16 protein-coding genes are annotated in these 15,288 nt (G+C 60.2%); 3 read left to right on the top strand and 13 right to left on the bottom strand.

All coding sequences use genetic code 11. The features are described 5' to 3' along the window. Positions 1-20 precede the first annotated feature (20 nt). The 8 genes from L0U84_RS07410 to L0U84_RS07375 all read right to left on the bottom strand — a co-directional run bounded on the left by L0U84_RS07410 (position 21) and on the right by L0U84_RS07375 (position 9,217). Positions 21-344: a hypothetical protein gene (locus L0U84_RS07410; RefSeq protein ID WP_233848929.1), complete on the bottom strand. Its 324-nt coding sequence runs from the start codon at positions 342-344 to the stop codon at positions 21-23. Beyond that, entirely contained in the window at positions 337-1,782 is a 1,446-nt protein-coding gene (locus L0U84_RS07405; RefSeq protein WP_233848928.1) for a M20 family metallopeptidase, read from the bottom strand. The genes L0U84_RS07410 and L0U84_RS07405 overlap by 8 nt, the downstream gene beginning before the upstream one ends. A 46-nt stretch (positions 1,783-1,828) precedes the next feature. Further along, the gene (locus tag L0U84_RS07400; protein WP_442793981.1) at positions 1,829-3,022 is read right to left on the bottom strand and encodes a M20 aminoacylase family protein; all 1,194 of its coding nucleotides are present in this window, start codon (positions 3,020-3,022) and stop codon (positions 1,829-1,831) included. A gap of 5 nt (positions 3,023-3,027) precedes the next feature. After that, positions 3,028-4,263 (bottom strand): diaminopropionate ammonia-lyase, encoded by a 1,236-nt coding sequence (locus L0U84_RS07395; protein WP_233848927.1) that lies wholly within the window; start codon positions 4,261-4,263, stop codon positions 3,028-3,030. Positions 4,264-4,459: 196 nt separating this feature from the next. Then, entirely contained in the window at positions 4,460-5,590 is a 1,131-nt protein-coding gene (locus L0U84_RS07390; protein ID WP_233848926.1) for a M24 family metallopeptidase, read from the bottom strand. Between the two features lie 22 nt (positions 5,591-5,612). Continuing rightward, positions 5,613-6,776 carry a M24 family metallopeptidase gene (locus tag L0U84_RS07385; protein ID WP_233848925.1) on the bottom strand — a complete coding sequence of 388 codons (1,164 nt, stop codon included), beginning with the start codon at positions 6,774-6,776 and terminating at the stop codon, positions 5,613-5,615. A 32-nt stretch (positions 6,777-6,808) separates the two neighbouring features. Then, positions 6,809-8,332, bottom strand: a complete 1,524-nt coding sequence (locus tag L0U84_RS07380; protein ID WP_233848922.1) for an amino acid ABC transporter permease/ATP-binding protein — start codon at positions 8,330-8,332, stop codon at positions 6,809-6,811. A 45-nt stretch (positions 8,333-8,377) separates the two neighbouring features. Further along, positions 8,378-9,217, bottom strand: a complete 840-nt coding sequence (locus L0U84_RS07375; protein WP_233848920.1) for a transporter substrate-binding domain-containing protein — start codon at positions 9,215-9,217, stop codon at positions 8,378-8,380. Between the two features lie 173 nt (positions 9,218-9,390). Between L0U84_RS07375 and L0U84_RS07370 the strand changes: the two genes are divergently transcribed. Next, on the top strand, positions 9,391-9,873 hold the full coding sequence (locus L0U84_RS07370; RefSeq protein ID WP_233848916.1) for an Lrp/AsnC family transcriptional regulator: 483 nt from the start codon (positions 9,391-9,393) through the stop codon (positions 9,871-9,873). 500 nt (positions 9,874-10,373) lie between these two features. Further along, positions 10,374-10,646: a hypothetical protein gene (locus tag L0U84_RS07365; RefSeq protein ID WP_233848915.1), complete on the top strand. Its 273-nt coding sequence runs from the start codon at positions 10,374-10,376 to the stop codon at positions 10,644-10,646. Between the two features lie 70 nt (positions 10,647-10,716). On the opposite strand, the gene L0U84_RS07360 is transcribed toward L0U84_RS07365, so the two are convergent. Further along, complete coding sequence (locus L0U84_RS07360; RefSeq protein WP_267939520.1) at positions 10,717-10,977, bottom strand: helix-turn-helix domain-containing protein; 261 nt, start codon at positions 10,975-10,977, stop codon at positions 10,717-10,719. Between the two features lie 560 nt (positions 10,978-11,537). On the opposite strand from L0U84_RS07360, the gene L0U84_RS07355 reads away from it, so the two are divergent. Then, on the top strand, positions 11,538-11,765 hold the full coding sequence (locus L0U84_RS07355) for a hypothetical protein (RefSeq protein ID WP_233848913.1): 228 nt from the start codon (positions 11,538-11,540) through the stop codon (positions 11,763-11,765). 194 nt (positions 11,766-11,959) lie between these two features. Here the strand turns inward: L0U84_RS07355 and L0U84_RS07350 are convergent, their stop codons facing one another. From L0U84_RS07350 to L0U84_RS07335, 4 genes are all read right to left on the bottom strand, one after another. After that, a complete protein-coding gene (locus L0U84_RS07350) occupies positions 11,960-12,295 on the bottom strand; it encodes a hypothetical protein (protein WP_233848912.1) in 336 nt (111 codons plus the stop codon). Between the two features lie 251 nt (positions 12,296-12,546). Beyond that, positions 12,547-12,795, bottom strand: a complete 249-nt coding sequence (locus L0U84_RS07345) for a hypothetical protein (protein ID WP_233848911.1) — start codon at positions 12,793-12,795, stop codon at positions 12,547-12,549. Positions 12,796-13,061: 266 nt separating this feature from the next. Continuing rightward, a complete protein-coding gene (locus L0U84_RS07340) occupies positions 13,062-13,379 on the bottom strand; it encodes a hypothetical protein (protein ID WP_233848910.1) in 318 nt (105 codons plus the stop codon). A 754-nt stretch (positions 13,380-14,133) separates the two neighbouring features. Next, positions 14,134-15,282 carry an ABC transporter ATP-binding protein gene (locus tag L0U84_RS07335; RefSeq protein WP_233848909.1) on the bottom strand — a complete coding sequence of 383 codons (1,149 nt, stop codon included), beginning with the start codon at positions 15,280-15,282 and terminating at the stop codon, positions 14,134-14,136. Positions 15,283-15,288: the final 6 nt, after the last annotated feature.

Raw genomic sequence — 15,288 nt, 5'->3', positions numbered from 1 at the left:
CATGGGTGATTCGTACTGCGTCAGTCGCTTTCATGATTCGTGTGATCGGCTTCGGCTGGCGTGCCTGCGGCGACGCGCTCGCGCCACGTGACCGGCTCCTGACGCGTACGATCCACGGTCAGCGCGAATACGTCATAGCGGTTGTAGTAGCCGACGACATCGTGAAACTGTTTCGGCTCGATGCAGCGGTTCAGATCGAACTCCGCATACGCAACGCCCTCCTCGTCGCACAGCGCATCGCCAAGCGGTGCACCCGTCGGATCGACGAACAGGGTCGCCGCGCGAGGTGAGCTATCGAGCACCACGGCGGCTGCGGTGTCGCGGTCGACCAGAAAATCACGCATCGCGGCGTCCATGTAGCCCGCGCAGCCCCTGTGCTGATGCTATCGACGCAGCCGCGCCTTCTCCGAGATCCCACCACACGCCCGCCATCAGTGCGATTGCTTCACGAGCGACCGACGCAAGCATGTGTTCGTTCGGAGCATGTTGCGAACAGGCGGGATAGGAATGTGGAATCCATAGTGTCGGCAAGCCGAGCGTCTCTGCGAATATGGCGTTAGGCACGGTCCCGCCGAGATTGGGGATGAGAGCGGGACGCTTGCCACTGGTGTGCTCGATCGATGTCATCGCCCAGTTCACCCAGGGATGATTGACGTCGAGGCGCGTCGCTTTGGATACCGACGTCACTGTCACCTGAACATCCTTGATACCGCATTTTTCCAGGTGACTCGCAAGGTGTTGCCCGGCATTTTTCCAGTCCGTTCCGACGACGAACCGCATCTGGCAAAAAGCCTTGGCAACAGGGGGAATGGCGCCGACGGGAGCCTCGGGATTGCCGGCGGTGAATGCCAGGACTTCGATCGTGTTCCATGCGAGAACCCGTTGCGCAATCGTCAGGTCCGGCTGTCCCCAGGCAGGGTCGATGTAAGGCGCATTGCTGTCCTCGCCAATCCGGATGTCGGCAATAGCATCGCGTACGGCGTCCGGTATGGGCGGAGGCAGAAGCTCCTTGACCGACAGCCGTCCGTTGTGATCGACGATCGACGAAATGGCGCTCGCCAGCACCGTCGCAGGATTTCGAAGGATGCCGCCCCAGTTCCCCGAGTGATGGCCACCTTCGCGTAACGCGACCGTCAGTTCAAAGTTCAACTCGCCTCGCGACCCGAGGAAGACCGTCGGACGCTCGGCCGACACGCGTGGCCCATCAGACGCGATGAACAGGTCCCCTGCGAGAAATTCGCGTTCGGCGGCACACAACGCGTCGAGGCCCGGCGAATCAATCTCTTCACCGGTTTCAAAGATCATTTTCACGTTGTAGCCGAGCTTGCCGCGCCGTGCTTCGATCACCGCTGCAAGGGCGGCCAGATTGATCGAGTGCTGCCCTTTGTTGTCCGCGGTCCCCCGGCCGTACCAGCGATCGCCTTCGACCACGACGCGCCAGGGCTCCAGCCCGGGGCGCCATTGCGCATCGTAGCCTCGCACCACGTCGCCATGCGCGTACGTGACGACCGTGGGCAGTGAATCGCTCTCCCAGCGCGAGGCGAGGAGCATGGGCGCTTCCACATCGGAAGGATTGCGCACGCATCGCGTCTCGAAGCCGAGCCGCTGGAGTGTCGGCGCGATATCCTCCGAGAGATAAGAAAGCAGCGTCGGCACACGCGCGGGATCCTGGCTTTCTGTCCGGTATGCCACGCGTCGTTCGAGGTCGTGGAGAAACTCGCCGGAGTCGAAAGCCGCTTCTGCCAGTCTGATGGCTGCCTGCCGATCGCCTGTTTCGTTCATCGTGTCTTCAGAGCCAATTTACAGTTGCATGGACCGCGGCGGGCGCTTACTCGCCGGCAAGCGCTACCCGGGAGACTTCCGCGAAGTAACGCGCACCCGTATCGAGAATGTCGTCGTTGAAGTCATAGGTGGCGTTGTGCAACGGGACATTGCCGCGTTGCGACGAATCACCGTTACCGATGAAAATGAAGTTGCCCGGGACAACCTGAAGGAAGGCGCCGAAGTCCTCGGAAATCATCATCGGTTGCACATTGGCGTCGACTTTTTCAGCACCGGCGACGTTGATCGCCGCCGTCACCGCGGTCTCCACGAACTCGGCGCTGTTGACGGTCGGGGCGAACTCATGGGTATAGCTGAACTCGCACTCGATGCCGTTCGTCCGGCAGATACCTTCACTGATCTCGCGCATCCGTGTTTCGAGAAGGCGTTGCACCTCGGGAAGATAGCTACGCGTGTCTCCTTTGATCGTTACCGTCGATGGAACGACGTTGCGCAATCCATCTGTGATGAACTCGGTGCAGGAGATAACGGCCGAAAGACTCGGATCGAGGTTACGCGAAACGACCGTCTGGAGAGCAAGGACGATCTGGGATGCGACGACGATTGGATCGACTCCCATATGGGGACGCGCGGCGTGCGTGCCTCGCCCTTTGACGACAATGACGAAGTTGTCCTCGCTCGCCATGATCCCGCCTCGACGGGTCGCGAAAGTCCCGGCAGCCATTCCGGGCATGTTGTGCGCGCCGAAGATGGCATCGACTGGAAAGCGTTCGAACAGACCATCCGCCATCATTGCCTTCGCACCACGACCGTGCTCTTCGCCGGGCTGAAAGATGAATCGGACGGTGCCGTCGAAGTCCTTGCGCTCGGCGAGCAGACGCGCGGCCCCGAGAACCATGGCCATGTGCCCGTCATGACCGCATGCGTGCATTTTTCCCGGAGTGCAAGAAGCATAGGTCCGGCCAGGCGCTTTCTCCGCGATCTCCAGAGCATCCATGTCGGCACGTATGCCGATGGCCCGGGCGCCGTTGCCGACCTTCAGATTTGCAACCAGCCCGGTCCCGCCGATATTGCGATGCACCTCGAGGCCGAGCGCCGAAAGAATCCGCGCGACATAGTCGGAGGTTCGGACCTCTTCGAAACCCGTCTCCGGATTCTGGTGGAGGTGATGTCTCCAACTGCGCAAACTGTCCTGCAACGGGCGATCCAGCTCGTGACCTGTTTCAATAGTGGCGTTCATCGTCATCACCGTACGGTGCAGCCTTGCATCCACTCATGCTGGCGCGCCAGCACGGATTGAGCGGACTCTCCAACGAGTTCGGAATAGGTGTTGGGTGCCGTGGCGCCTTCCGTGCTGATGACCAGCACCCGAGACTCCGGCGTCAGCCCGACTGCGCGAGCCTGCTCCGGGTTTCGCGCCAATAGCGTCAGGCCGGCGAACCCCGCCGCTCCGGACTCGCCGACGACCAGCGGCGCATCCCTTTCGGTGCCTCGTGCGAGTGTCTGCATCGCCTTCACCGCGTCATCATCTGAAATCGTCATGAAATAGTCGACGCACGGCTGAAGGAACTTCCACGCGAGCGGAGACGTTTCACCGCAGGCCAGACCTGCCATCACGGAGTCGACCGACCCGGTGGCCGTCGTCGCGTAGCCTTTGATCGCGCTCTGATAGAGGCAATCCGCCTGTTGAGGCTCGACCACGATGAAAGTGGGGCGTTGAACGCCATAGTGCTCCCACAGATACGTGGCGATCCCGGCCGCGAGACCGCCCACGCCGCCCTGCAGGAAAACATGCGTGAACGGGGCTTTCGACGGCGAGCTTTCGAGTTGAGCCACAACTTCGTCGGGAATGACACCATAGCCTTGCATCACATCGCGTGGGATCTCTTCGTAACCTTCGTAAGAGGTGTCGGATACCACATGCCACCCGTTCGTCTGCGCGAGATGCGCTGCATGCTCGACCGATTCATCGTAGTTGCCCGAAATCCGAATGATCTCGGCGTCGTATGCCGCAATCGATTTTTCACGCTCGACGCTCACGTTGGCGTGCAGCACGATCACACAGCGACATCCGATGGCCTGCGCGGCTGCCGCAAGCGACTTTCCGTGATTGCCATCAGTTGCGCTGATCACAGTGAGACCCTCCAGCAAGCCAGAGTAGCCGCCATTGATCAATACGCGCGGATCGAACGAAGCTTCCGAACCCCAGAGGCGAGCGATGAGGCGCATCAACGCGACCGGTGCGCCGAGCGCCTTGAAGCTGCCAAGAGGCGAGCGGACCGATTCGTCCTTGAGACACAACTGTGCAATCCCGACAGTTTCCGCTGCGTCCGGAAGATCCCACAGCGGCGTCGCTGACCTGCTGATCTGATCCCAGTGCGAGAGCCAGATACCGCTTTCCTGTGCCGACTTGATGTTCAAGACTTCGCGCAGGTCTTCTGGATAGGCGCTGCGGGACGCCTGGGGATTTTTCATCAGCATGGCTGCGTTTTACTCCAAATGAGGTGCCGTCAAAGGCACGCGATGATCCTTGGTTTGCCGAATAAATAGCGTGTGCAAACAACGCACGTCAGACACAATAATATTTCAGCAGGCCGGCAATAACGTCTCTATTTTCGCCCTGTAAACGAGAGATTTTCTCGACGTTTCAACAGGCTTCGATTCACATGGCCGTCTCTCACCGCTCGAAGAGAACGCGCGGGGAACGCGTCAATCGTTCTCCACCCTCCTCCCTGACGACGACCGTCTCGCTTAGCGCGATCCCTGCCGCTGAGGTGTAGACATGAAACACCATGCCTGCTTCGAGTTTCCAGTCAGCCTTCGGCGTGAAGCAACGATGAAGATCGCTGGTCCGCTGAGTAGTGATCGGCGTCAGGCCAAGCGTGTATCCGGTGATGTTCTCGTAGGATTCACGCAGGCCGGCTTCGACGACGCCCCGGCGGACGATGCTGTCTACTTCGGAAGCAACCGCTCCCGGCTGCATCGCCTCGATTTGCCGATCCTGGATCTCGGCAAGCAGCTTCGTTATCCGCCTTTGATCGGAACTGGCGCCGCCCACGGCCACGCACCGCATGATGCGAGCGGAGTATCCCCGCAGACGCGGCAACAGTTCGATATGAACCAGGTCCCCGGATTTCAAAGGCCGCTCGGGCATGAATCCGTGCAGCGAATCCCAACCCGTCGCGACGGTAATCGGGCCGATGAATCCGTCGTCGAAACCCAGCCTGTACACTTGCGCTGCCGTCTCAGCTGCCACGATGCGAGGAAGCACACCCTCAGCAATAGAAGAAACCGCATGTTCCAGCGCCTGATCGACGAGCGCGGAAGCTCGCCGCATCAGTGCGATTTCTTCTTCGGATTTGCAACGGCGCAGATCCCAGAGCGAGCGGTTTAGATCATGAATATCCGAGTGCGGAAGTAGCGCGCGCAGGTCTCTCATCCTTGCCACTGTGAACGAGTGCGACTGAAAGTCGACAGCCACACGTTCCAGCGCGAAACCCAGCGATCGGGCTGTACCAACCAGAAGCGGCAGCGGATCTTCCCAGTCGAGAAAGCCGACGATGTGCTTGAACCAGCTCCGCTCCCTGGCGGGCGCCATATCCAGTCTTCTCACGAGCAGAACGGGCTCGCCGGTCGCCGGAACTGCGCATGCGCGCCACAGGTTTTCAGTCGTCCAGTAGCCGGACAGCCAGCCCATCATTTCCGGCTCGTCCAGAATCGCGACGTCGATCTCCCGAGCTCGCAGTTCTCGCTGAACCAGTTCGAGCCTGGTGCGGTATTCGTCGATAGTGAAAGTAAGGTCCGTCATGGTTCTTCTCGCGTCGTGATGCTCAATTGATGGTCCACATCTCGCGTGGCGCGCGAACGGTGAGGACTTCGGCGAAGCCGTCTTCCGTAATGGCGATGTTCTCTTCATGGACGATCATCTTTCCCAGCGCGTACTCCATGCCGGGTTCGATCGTGATGACCATACCGGGCTCGAGCACAGCCTCGTCCGCTGCACTGTGCGATGGAGGCTCGGTGACTTGCAGTCCGAGTCCGTGACCGAGCCGTCCGACGCTGTTTCCGCGCATACCTGCCGCTTCGAGAACGTCCATCATTGCCTTCCAGAGATCCCGGACCCGGGTGCCGGCTCTGGCCGCGTTGATCCCGACTTCGGTTGCGACCCAGACTGCATCGTGAACCCGGCGAGCATCGTCGGAGATTTTTCCCACCGCGTAGTTGCGGTCGAAATCGCAGAAATATCCGTCGATGGTGGCGCCGACGTCGATGATCAGCACGTCGCCGTCCTGCAACTCTCGCCGGCTTCCGCGCGCGATGATCTGATCGTATCCGCCGGGCCCCGATGCACACGCCATGTACGGAACCGTGTGAGCGCCTCCCTGAAGAATATTCACCGTCAGATCGCGGGCTATCTGCGCCTCGGTCATCCCTCGCCTCGCGGACTCCGTGACGGATGCGAAGGAGCGGCTGACGATCCGACCGGCTTCGCGGATCTTCCCGATTTCAGCTTGTGACTTGATGTTGCGCACTTCCCAGATGCACGGCGATCCGTCGACGGCCTCGGATTTCAACAGGTCACGCAGCCGCAGAAAGTCGAGAACCGGCATGCGTAACGCAAACTCCCGACCCAGCTCGAATCCGACCTTTCCGAAGCGCCTTGGCAGATCGTTCAGTGCAGAGGCCAGCAGGGAAACGCCTTCATCCTCGGGTCGAGGCGAAGGCCAACTGATGACGCTGCCGGCCACACACTGTTGCACGACGACTTCTGCAATAGACGGGACGACTGCGAGGGTCGGGCCGGCGGCCGGAACGATCAGGAACCACGGGCGCGTGGGGCTTTCCCAGAACTGGCTGTCCAGCCCCGTGAAATACCGGAAGTTCGCGGGCGTGGTCAGCACTAACGCATCCATTTCGGCCTTCCGCATTGCAGCCTGCGTCCGCTCCAGGCGAGCATCGAACTCGCTTATCGGGAAGGGCAAAGAAGTCATCATGTCTATTCCTGTCGAAGCTGATGGGGCCGTGATCAGGCCGTGGCCGTGAGCTGCTCTTCGCGGCATCCGTTCAGGAACCGGCCCACGCGGGATTCGCGCGGCATGGCCCGGTACTGCGCGGGCGTCATGTCGTGAGCGACGACGCCTCCCTCCATGAAGAGAATGCGGTCGGACACTTTCATTGCGAAGTCAATTTCATGCGTGACGATGATCATCGTCATGCCTTCCCGGGCGAGGTCTTCGATGACGCGCAACACTTCGCCCACCAGCTCGGGATCGAGGGCCGACGTAGGCTCGTCGAACAATACGATGGAAGGCTCCATTGCCAGAGCACGTGCGATGGCGACCCGCTGTTGCTGGCCTCCCGAGAGCTGGTGCGGATACTTGTACGCATGCGCACCCATGCCGACCTTGTTGAGCAGCTTCAAGCCGTGGCGCTCCAGCATCTCGCCTTTGAGGCGCGAGTGATACTGAGGGGCGAGCGTGACATTCTCCAGGACGGTCCGGTGAGGAAAGAGATTGAAGCTCTGGAACACCATGCCGATGTGCAGAATCCCCTCGTGATACGCGGCGCGCGATTGATGAGAGATCTTGTGATTCGAGAGAAACGGCTTGCTGTTCATCCGGACTTCTCCGTCGTCGATCAATTCAAGTCCGTTGAGTGTCCGAATGAGCGACGTCTTGCCCGATCCCGACGGCCCAATCACCGAAATCACTTCGCCAGTCATCACCTTCAGATCGATTCCCTTCAGTACGTGGTGGTTGCCGTAGTGCTTATGGATATTGGTTGCCTCGATAGCAGGCATCGGCTTCCGGTCGGACGCGACAATCGGGACGACCTTGTCCGAGACGGCCGCGTTGCCGGCGTGGACGTCTCCGCTTCGGCGCGTGAAATCCAGATGCTTCTCGACGTAGCTGAGCAGGAATCCGAAGACCGTCACGATGAAGACGTAGTAGATCGCCACTGCGAGCATGGTCTCCAGAACCTTGAAGTTCTGGGTATACAGACGCTCGCCGACCAGCAAGATCTCTTCGAGCGAGATGACGGACACCAGCGACGTCAGCTTGACCATGCTGATGTACTCGTTGATGAGCGCCGGAAGGGCCACTCGGAATGCCTGCGGCAGGACGACGAGCCGCTGCAGCCCGAGGTAGCCGATTCCGAGCGCTTTCCCGGCCTCGAGCTGACCCTTTTGCACCCCGGCCAGGCCACCTCGATGAATCTCCGCGACATACGCAGTCTCGCTGAGTGACATGGCTATGAGCCCCGCCCAGAATGCGTTGGAGAAGAACGAGCCGGTCCACGGGAAGATCTGCGGGAGGTTGTAGACGAAGATCAGCAGCACGAGCAACGGCAAGCTGCGGAAAAACCAGACGTAGCTACGGCACAACCATGCGACTGGTCGCCATGTGGACTGCTTCCCGAGCGCGAGAAGGAAGCCTGCCACGATGCTGATGAGCCACGAAGCCAGGCTCAGTTTGATGACCAGCCACACGGCATTCCAGAAATCCGTGTAGGTCAGTAGCGAGAGCGCGTAATGCCAGTCGAAAACCATGGGTGTCTCCTGCGATGTAAGCCGATTGCTGTTCCGAGACTCTGACTACTGAGCGGTTCCCAGTGCTTTGGCGACTTCGGCCTCGGTCGGTGCAACGACGTTGTACTTCTTCAGAAGCGCCTGGTATTCACCCTTCGCCTTCATTTGAGCGATCGCCGACTCGATTTGCGACTTCAGTTCGGTGTTGCCTTTCTTCATCGCGAGGCCGCAGACGACAGGATCGAGCGGGCCGTTCGAGGTGATCTTCAGCCGTCCGCCAGAACGTTCGACGATAAGACCGGCGATCGAAACGTCTTCGTACTGTGCGTCGATACCTTGCGAAAGAATGGCCTGAGCAGTCTCAGCGGAGGTTTCGTACTCTCGCATCTGAACGGGCGGTTTGCCTTGCGCGACACAAGCCTTGTCCGATGCCGCGTTGATGTACTTGATCCATGCCGCACCCTTGATCGAGCCGATTCGCTTTCCGCACAGGTCGCCAACGGTCTTCGGGTTCAGCCCGCCGGATGAACTCACCATGAGTGAGCCGCCCGTCATGAAATACGGCACGAAATCGACGACCTTGTTGCGTTCCGGCGTGACATAGAGCGCCGATGCAACGATGTCGTAACGCGCGCCGGTGACACCCAGAATCAGATTGGCAAAGCGCGTATCGACGAACTTCGTCGTGTCGTTCATGTATGACGCGACCCGGCCGACGAATTCCGGATCGAAGCCCGCCGGCTTGCCGTGGTCGAGATACGTGTGGGGCGGCAGCGTCATGTCACTGCCGACGGACAGAACGCCGGGAGTCAGCGTAGCTGAGGCGTTGGCGGCGCCGCACGCCAGGGTGGCCGCTGCCGAGACGGCGGCCAGTTTCAGACAGGCTGCAAACGAACGATGCTTCATGCTGGACTCCATGTGTGTCGCGTGGAAAAGCAAGCGCTGCCGTATCACGTTGAAGCTGGAGAGAGAATCTGTCGTGGCCCGACCGGTGTGATATAACGCTTGTTGAAGAAAGTTTATTTCGACATTGCATTTAAAAGTTATCTATTATTGATGTTCAAACGAGAAAATTTCTCATGCCTATCCGTCGGCCCAATTTCGAGCTGGATGACTTCGATCTGAAGATTCTGGAGATCGTGCAGCGGAACAATCAGACGCCACACCGGGAAATTGGCCAGCAGATCAATCTCTCGGTGCCTTCGGTCGCGCGACGTCTGCAACGCTTGCGCAGTACTGGCGTGATTGCGTCCGACCGCAGTGTCCTGAACCCTGACGCGTTAGGAGCGCGGATCACGGTCATTGCGCACGTGTCCGCCGAGAATGAAGCGATCGAGCTACTGGATGAGATGCGAGCGAGATTTGAAGCGTGCGAACAGGTTCAACAGTGCTACTACGTAACCGGCGACGTCGACTTCATTCTGATTCTTTGCTGTCGGGATATGGCCGAGTACACAGCTTTGACCCGCTCGCTGTTTTTCGCTGAAGGTAACGTCAAGAGCTTCCGCACCTTTGTTGCGATGGAGCGGGTCAAGATAACGCTCAATGTTCCGATCGAGTAGGCGTCGTGGCCGGGTCAGCCGGACTCGTCGATCTCGGCTCGAGGACTGCAGAGCCGACGCGCCCTGGTTTCATGGCTGTGGTTGCCCCTGACAGCCCACTCGTCGAGCACGTCCGCCCAGTCCTGCAACATGGCTGTGCGCTGCTCATGGCAACCTTGCCTGGCGCGCGCCCAGCCGGGCTGTGCGTTCATGCAGCATGGCGGATCTGCGCGGCGACGCATCTGCGCGGCGAGCATGGTGCGGCGGCGTTCTGGCGATGCTCAGGCGCGACCGACGGCCGCAAAAGTCAAGGCGCCTTGGGATTGTCGGACTGAGCGGGTCGGTTGCCCGCAAGAACAGACTCCGGCAGTGCGCGTGAGTCAATCGTGCGCTGTTGTCATGGCATCGGTAGTCGCCTTGGTGCTGCACTGGTAGAAGTTCGGCCAGGGAATTCACCAAGTTTTCGAACGAAGCCCGCCGTGCGACTCTTCGTCACATTGCCATTCCTTATGGAGCCCGGCATGCAGGCAGAGACGCTCAAAAAAGCAAGGGTAGTTGAACGCTTCCTGAAGTGGACGGCATTGGTCTTGCTGCTGCTGCCGGTCGCCTTCTTCCTCTGGGCCGCCCCGGCCTACTCGATGCAGGATGCGGTCTGGATTTGCTTCTCCCTGGCAATCTATATCTGGCCGGTAGCTGGCGTCCTCTTTGTCATCTCGGCCGGATTCCACTACAGCGCCACGCATCAACGACCCAAAAGCGGCAGCGCCGGATTTAGACCTGCGCACGGGCACTAGCCCCTCTGCCTTCCCGACGTTCGCTCTGCGGTAGCCGCGTGACCCGCGGTGCCGGCGACCCGGCGAGCGCTTACGAAGCCTGGTGGCGGGACCGCTCGGGCCAGAACGTGGCACCCGCTACCAGCTCGCGAAGGCCCGCGAAATCGGTGATACGGATTTCCTTGGCGCTGGCTTCGACCAGGTCAAGCTTGCGCAGCCGCGACATCGCGCGGCTCACCGTTTCCAGGGTGATCCCCAGATAGCTGCCCATCTGCTCACGCGTGAAGAACGCAACGCAGTCGACTCGACGTGATAATCGCTCCCGGCCTTGCCTGGCGGACCTCTCGCGCATTTATGCCGCTAGCGGCATCTGTGATCACGGCTAGCAGTAATTGCGAACACCAACACCAAGACCGGCAATCTGCTCTTCTCTGATGCGATCGACGAGGTGAACGTACCCGTCTGGTGGGTGACCATACGCGTCTGCGCAAGACGCCCACTGCAGAACGGACGGTCTACCTGGAGGCGCCCTGCAAGTGCTTCCTCGAGAACCAAGCAGAGCGCACCTCCAAGCTGCGCAATGTAGCCCAGGTCGAGCGGGCTTCAGCGAGGAGACTGTCAAGGCGGCCATCTCGACATCGTCCGTGCCTGCGAGAATCGCCCACATAGCATGACGGCACGTTACGGCCTACAGAAATCTTTCATACACAAAACGCTCAAGCAATTAAACATCCGCTGGCGACAGGGTGTCGCGCTGGGCACGCGGATAAACCATATATAGTGCACTGCACAAGGCCCGTTCGATCGGCAGCTTCGATCTGACGACCGTGTTATAGTGCACTGCACAAGCCCCGTCCGATCGGTAAGTGCGATCTGACGACCGTGTCCGGCGTTGCCCGGTTGCGGACAGACATGCCGCTGAAGGTGATTCGATACGCCTGTCAGCTTCGCCAGTTCCTGCTTAACCATCAAAAAGAGGTCTCTGTGAAATACCTTCCCTGCATCGCCGCGTCTGGCGCACTCCTGGTCGTCGCTCTCGGCGTCGTCACGTTCGCCCAGATCAAGTTCGCTCCGCAGTCCGCCGAGGCCAACCCGGTCGCACGGATCGTCCTGAACGTCGAGTCGCAACTGAACGGCTGAGCGACTCCACCGCTGTATGTAGCCCGCGCCGCGCAGGCAAAGAAAAACCCGCCAGGCTCCGAAGAGTACTGGCGGGTTTAAGCTACCGATTTCGGATTCACATGCCAGGCGATGGTAACGGAGTTGACGCCTGCTCAGCCTCCTCCAGCGAGCAGTCAGCCTCCATGTCCACGGCATCCAACACCTTGGCCAGGTCACCAATCGCCAATTCGAGACCCTTCATCGTGGCCTCGTGAGACAGGCAATCTTCCCCCTTCGACGTTTCGATCATCAGAAACTTGAAGAGCGTGTCGCCACACTGATCCAGCGCAGCCCGAAAAAGCCTCGAGGGTCGGACATTCCCGCACGTACGCAAACTCACCATCGGCATACTTTCTGGCAATCGTCACCTGCGACGGTGTCAGTTCAGGCTTTAACGCGGGCACGTCCTGAGCGGCTTGCCCAGCCTTGCGTGCCGCCATATAGGAGCGCGTGGTGTCACTCGCTTCATCGAGCGCTTCCTGAATCAGGCCATCGTCGTCCGGGAACATACCCGTCATCTGCTCAACCTGCGTTTCGGGGTATTCGTTCGCTCCGTGCAAAACCTGGCACCGACGGTGTGAGAAGCCATTTGTAGTAAGGCTTGGCGACCTCACGGACTTTCGCGACTTGCCGGGATTTCAACTCATTGATCTCTAAGCGATTTTTCGTGCAATCCGCCAGAAAATGCACGGAAAGTACGCTTACCCCGACTTCGAAGGCGTTTGCGACCTGCACTGCCGAAAGAGTCGACCCTCCGGGTTCATCCGAATGCGCCCTGGACCAGGTCTTTCTCAAATTCAACTGTCCACGCGGTGCAGTGTCCGGTCTGGTACTCCCGTTCCCGGAGTGACGACGTGCGAATGACGGTGACACTGCCCCGAAGAGGATAGACCTCGTCCACGACATCGGTCGCCCCGGTCTCCTGAAGGATGAAGTCGGTTTCGGCGAGGTGGTGCCGACGCAGGACGGCGAGAAAGTCCGCCCTTTCGTCGGGTGCGATCACTGACATTCGGCGCCTCCCTCTGCGCTGAGTCTAAGACTCTTCAAAGCCTGCGATGCATCCAGCTCATGTGGTGCGCGTCTGGCAGTGCGCGTCTGGCAGTGCGCGTCTGGCGGTGCGCGTCTGGCGCCGCAGGGCGGCGGCTCGCACAGTGCCTTCACATGGGGCGTGCTTGACCGTCTGCTGGCCCCCATCGCCCGGGGTCGGACTCGATGGCATGTGTGATTTTCGCGGACGCCCTGGACTAAAAGGTTGGCAGCGTCGCTGCCGCCGATTTATTCCTTGGGGTGCTTCATGTTTTCCGAGTCGATGGCCGCATGCCATTCCTCGCTCGCCTCAAACGGTTCCATCGCCTCGTCAATGGACGCGCTCGCGCGCTCGGCGGTCGCCCTTGCTTCGTCTGCCTCGACTTCAGGTTCCTCGTCGATGGCCTCGGGGGGCCGGATCATCTCCTTGAGCATCGCGTCCAGCTCGGGCGTGTCCCATGGAAGGTGACGCTGCGTTTGCACCTTGATGTAGTGCCTCACTTCCGCATCCTGCTCAGCAGTCAGAGGCAATCCCCGGAATGTGCTTTCCGGGCCGATGTCAGTCATGGCGCCCTCCTGTTGCTAAGGCCTGCTATCTAGCAGTGTAACCCCGGCATCATGACGCTGCCCGCTTCCTCCGAGGCTTCGCAGTTGGCCTCGCACGCGTTGTTGCCGCCGCGGCCACCTTCGATGACGTCCGTCCGTCAGGACAAAAAGACACGTTAGCCAACGGCGCCGTGCCGCTGATGTCGCTGCCCACCGCCAAAGGCTACACAGCGCCTGTGGTTAGCTGCTGCCGGTCAGCGTGGTTGGAGGCGATCGGCAAAAAAACCTCATTCACGGTTTCCTGCTTGCGTGTCGGATTCCACCACGGTTTTCATAACGCCAGGATGCATCGCCGACCGAAGCCAAAGTCGCAAGGAACCGTTTGTTGAAAGTCGGATGACCGGGCGTCCGGGATCCATCGGTCGTCGCAGACATAAGAACCACGATCCAGTCAGTGACTTTATTTGGCAATCCTTTGTTTCTTGACCGATCAAACGCAAGGGCTCGACCCTCGTTGAATTCTGCAGCCCTGCAGCCCATTGCACTGCCCCGCGTCCGCGAGCTTCGCACGCGCGACCGTGATTGCATCGGTGAGGCCGGGGTCCGCATGCGCGCCACCCGACGCGCCACCCATCAGGCTGGCCGCCGCTACCAGCCATTTGAAGCGATGGCGCGACTGCCCTCGCGCCCGCCGTTCACCTCTCCCAATCCGCCGTTGGTCGTACCGCCCAGTATCAGTAACCGTTTAGATTGACGGTGAATACCTACCGATCGCTCAGGCCGCGATCGGCAACAGCAGATCCTGCGTTGGCGCGCAGCGCGCCAACGCTTCTCCGTGACTATCGAATACATGCAGCGCAGCCGACGGTAGCGTCGCCGCCACGCGCTGCCCAGAGCTCGCGTGCGCATGTCCTGGCGCTTTTGCGACGAGCGGTGTCTTGCCACCGCCATCAAGATAAAGGTATGTTGATTCGCCGAGGCGTTCCTGCCATTGCACCTCACGCACCACATGCTGCGACGCGCTCCCGAGCTCGATGTGCTCGGGACGGATGCCAATCGTCATGGCTTCTCCGGACTGCAACGCGTCCGCATTCACAAGCGCCTCGATCGTCTCGCCCGTGCGAAGCCGCATGACTGCGCGATCCGCGTGTCCTTCAACCAGGGTCGCGGGGAGGAAATTCATCTTCGGCGAGCCGATAAACCCGGCCACGAAAAGATTGCGCGGATGGTGATAGAGTTCAAGCGGCGATCCGCACTGCGCAACGCTTCCCTCGCGAGCAACTGCTTCACCGGTATTGAGCAGCAGGATCCGGTCGGCGAGCGTCATCGCCTCGACCTGATCGTGCGTCACGTATACGGTGCTCGCCTGCCCGAACTCACGGTGGATCTTTGCGATCTGGAAACGCGTCTGCACGCGCAATGCCGCATCGAGGTTCGATAACGGTTCATCAAACAGGAATACGCCTGGTTCGCGCACAATCGCGCGGCCGATCGCGACGCGTTGCCGTTGCCCCCCCGACAGCTGCTTAGGCTTGCGCTCGAGCAGATGCTCAAGCTGCAACATACTGGCCGCCGCCTGGACCCGTTGGCGAGTCTGGGCTTTGTCGCACTTTGCCAGTGTCATGCCGAACGCGAGGTTCTCGTACACCGTCAGATGCGGAAACAGCGCATAGCTCTGAAATACCATAGCCACGCCCCGACGAGCAGGTGGCACGTCATTCATGCGGGTGCCGTCAATCAGCAATGAGCCGTCGCTGATGTCCTCGAGGCCTGCAATCATTCGCAGCAACGTCGACTTGCCGCAACCTGACGGACCGACAAACACACAGAATTCTCCCTGAGCAATGTTCAGGTCGACGTCGCGAATCACCGGCGCGTTAGCGCCATAAGCCTTAGACACCTGCCTCAGTTCGATGCTTGCCATGGTGCG

Origin of the sequence: Paraburkholderia sp. HD33-4, assembly GCF_021390635.1 — a bacterium.
Taxonomy (GTDB): domain Bacteria; phylum Pseudomonadota; class Gammaproteobacteria; order Burkholderiales; family Burkholderiaceae; genus Paraburkholderia.
The sequence above is the reverse complement of the archived record's forward strand: the minus strand, read 5'-3'. Positions and strand labels throughout refer to the sequence as shown.

What these genes read in the sequence shown, in the direction of transcription:
- L0U84_RS07345 (WP_233848911.1), bottom strand. Translation starts at nt 12,795, where the DNA reads ATGTCAGTGATCGCACCCGACGAAAGGGCGGACTTTCTCGCCGTCCTG.
- L0U84_RS07360 (WP_267939520.1), bottom strand. Translation starts at nt 10,977, where the DNA reads ATGCGCGAGAGGTCCGCCAGGCAAGGCCGGGAGCGATTATCACGTCGA.
- L0U84_RS07405 (WP_233848928.1), bottom strand. Translation starts at nt 1,782, where the DNA reads ATGAACGAAACAGGCGATCGGCAGGCAGCCATCAGACTGGCAGAAGCG.
- L0U84_RS07390 (WP_233848926.1), bottom strand. Translation starts at nt 5,590, where the DNA reads ATGACGGACCTTACTTTCACTATCGACGAATACCGCACCAGGCTCGAA.
- L0U84_RS07375 (WP_233848920.1), bottom strand. Translation starts at nt 9,217, where the DNA reads ATGAAGCATCGTTCGTTTGCAGCCTGTCTGAAACTGGCCGCCGTCTCG.
- L0U84_RS07410 (WP_233848929.1), bottom strand. Translation starts at nt 344, where the DNA reads ATGCGTGATTTTCTGGTCGACCGCGACACCGCAGCCGCCGTGGTGCTC.
- L0U84_RS07370 (WP_233848916.1), top strand. Translation starts at nt 9,391, where the DNA reads ATGCCTATCCGTCGGCCCAATTTCGAGCTGGATGACTTCGATCTGAAG.
- L0U84_RS07380 (WP_233848922.1), bottom strand. Translation starts at nt 8,332, where the DNA reads ATGGTTTTCGACTGGCATTACGCGCTCTCGCTACTGACCTACACGGAT.
- L0U84_RS07335 (WP_233848909.1), bottom strand. Translation starts at nt 15,282, where the DNA reads ATGGCAAGCATCGAACTGAGGCAGGTGTCTAAGGCTTATGGCGCTAAC.
- L0U84_RS07355 (WP_233848913.1), top strand. Translation starts at nt 11,538, where the DNA reads ATGCCGCTGAAGGTGATTCGATACGCCTGTCAGCTTCGCCAGTTCCTG.
- L0U84_RS07340 (WP_233848910.1), bottom strand. Translation starts at nt 13,379, where the DNA reads ATGACTGACATCGGCCCGGAAAGCACATTCCGGGGATTGCCTCTGACT.
- L0U84_RS07365 (WP_233848915.1), top strand. Translation starts at nt 10,374, where the DNA reads ATGCAGGCAGAGACGCTCAAAAAAGCAAGGGTAGTTGAACGCTTCCTG.
- L0U84_RS07350 (WP_233848912.1), bottom strand. Translation starts at nt 12,295, where the DNA reads ATGTTCCCGGACGACGATGGCCTGATTCAGGAAGCGCTCGATGAAGCG.
- L0U84_RS07385 (WP_233848925.1), bottom strand. Translation starts at nt 6,776, where the DNA reads ATGATGACTTCTTTGCCCTTCCCGATAAGCGAGTTCGATGCTCGCCTG.
- L0U84_RS07400 (WP_442793981.1), bottom strand. Translation starts at nt 3,022, where the DNA reads ATGAACGCCACTATTGAAACAGGTCACGAGCTGGATCGCCCGTTGCAG.
- L0U84_RS07395 (WP_233848927.1), bottom strand. Translation starts at nt 4,263, where the DNA reads ATGCTGATGAAAAATCCCCAGGCGTCCCGCAGCGCCTATCCAGAAGAC.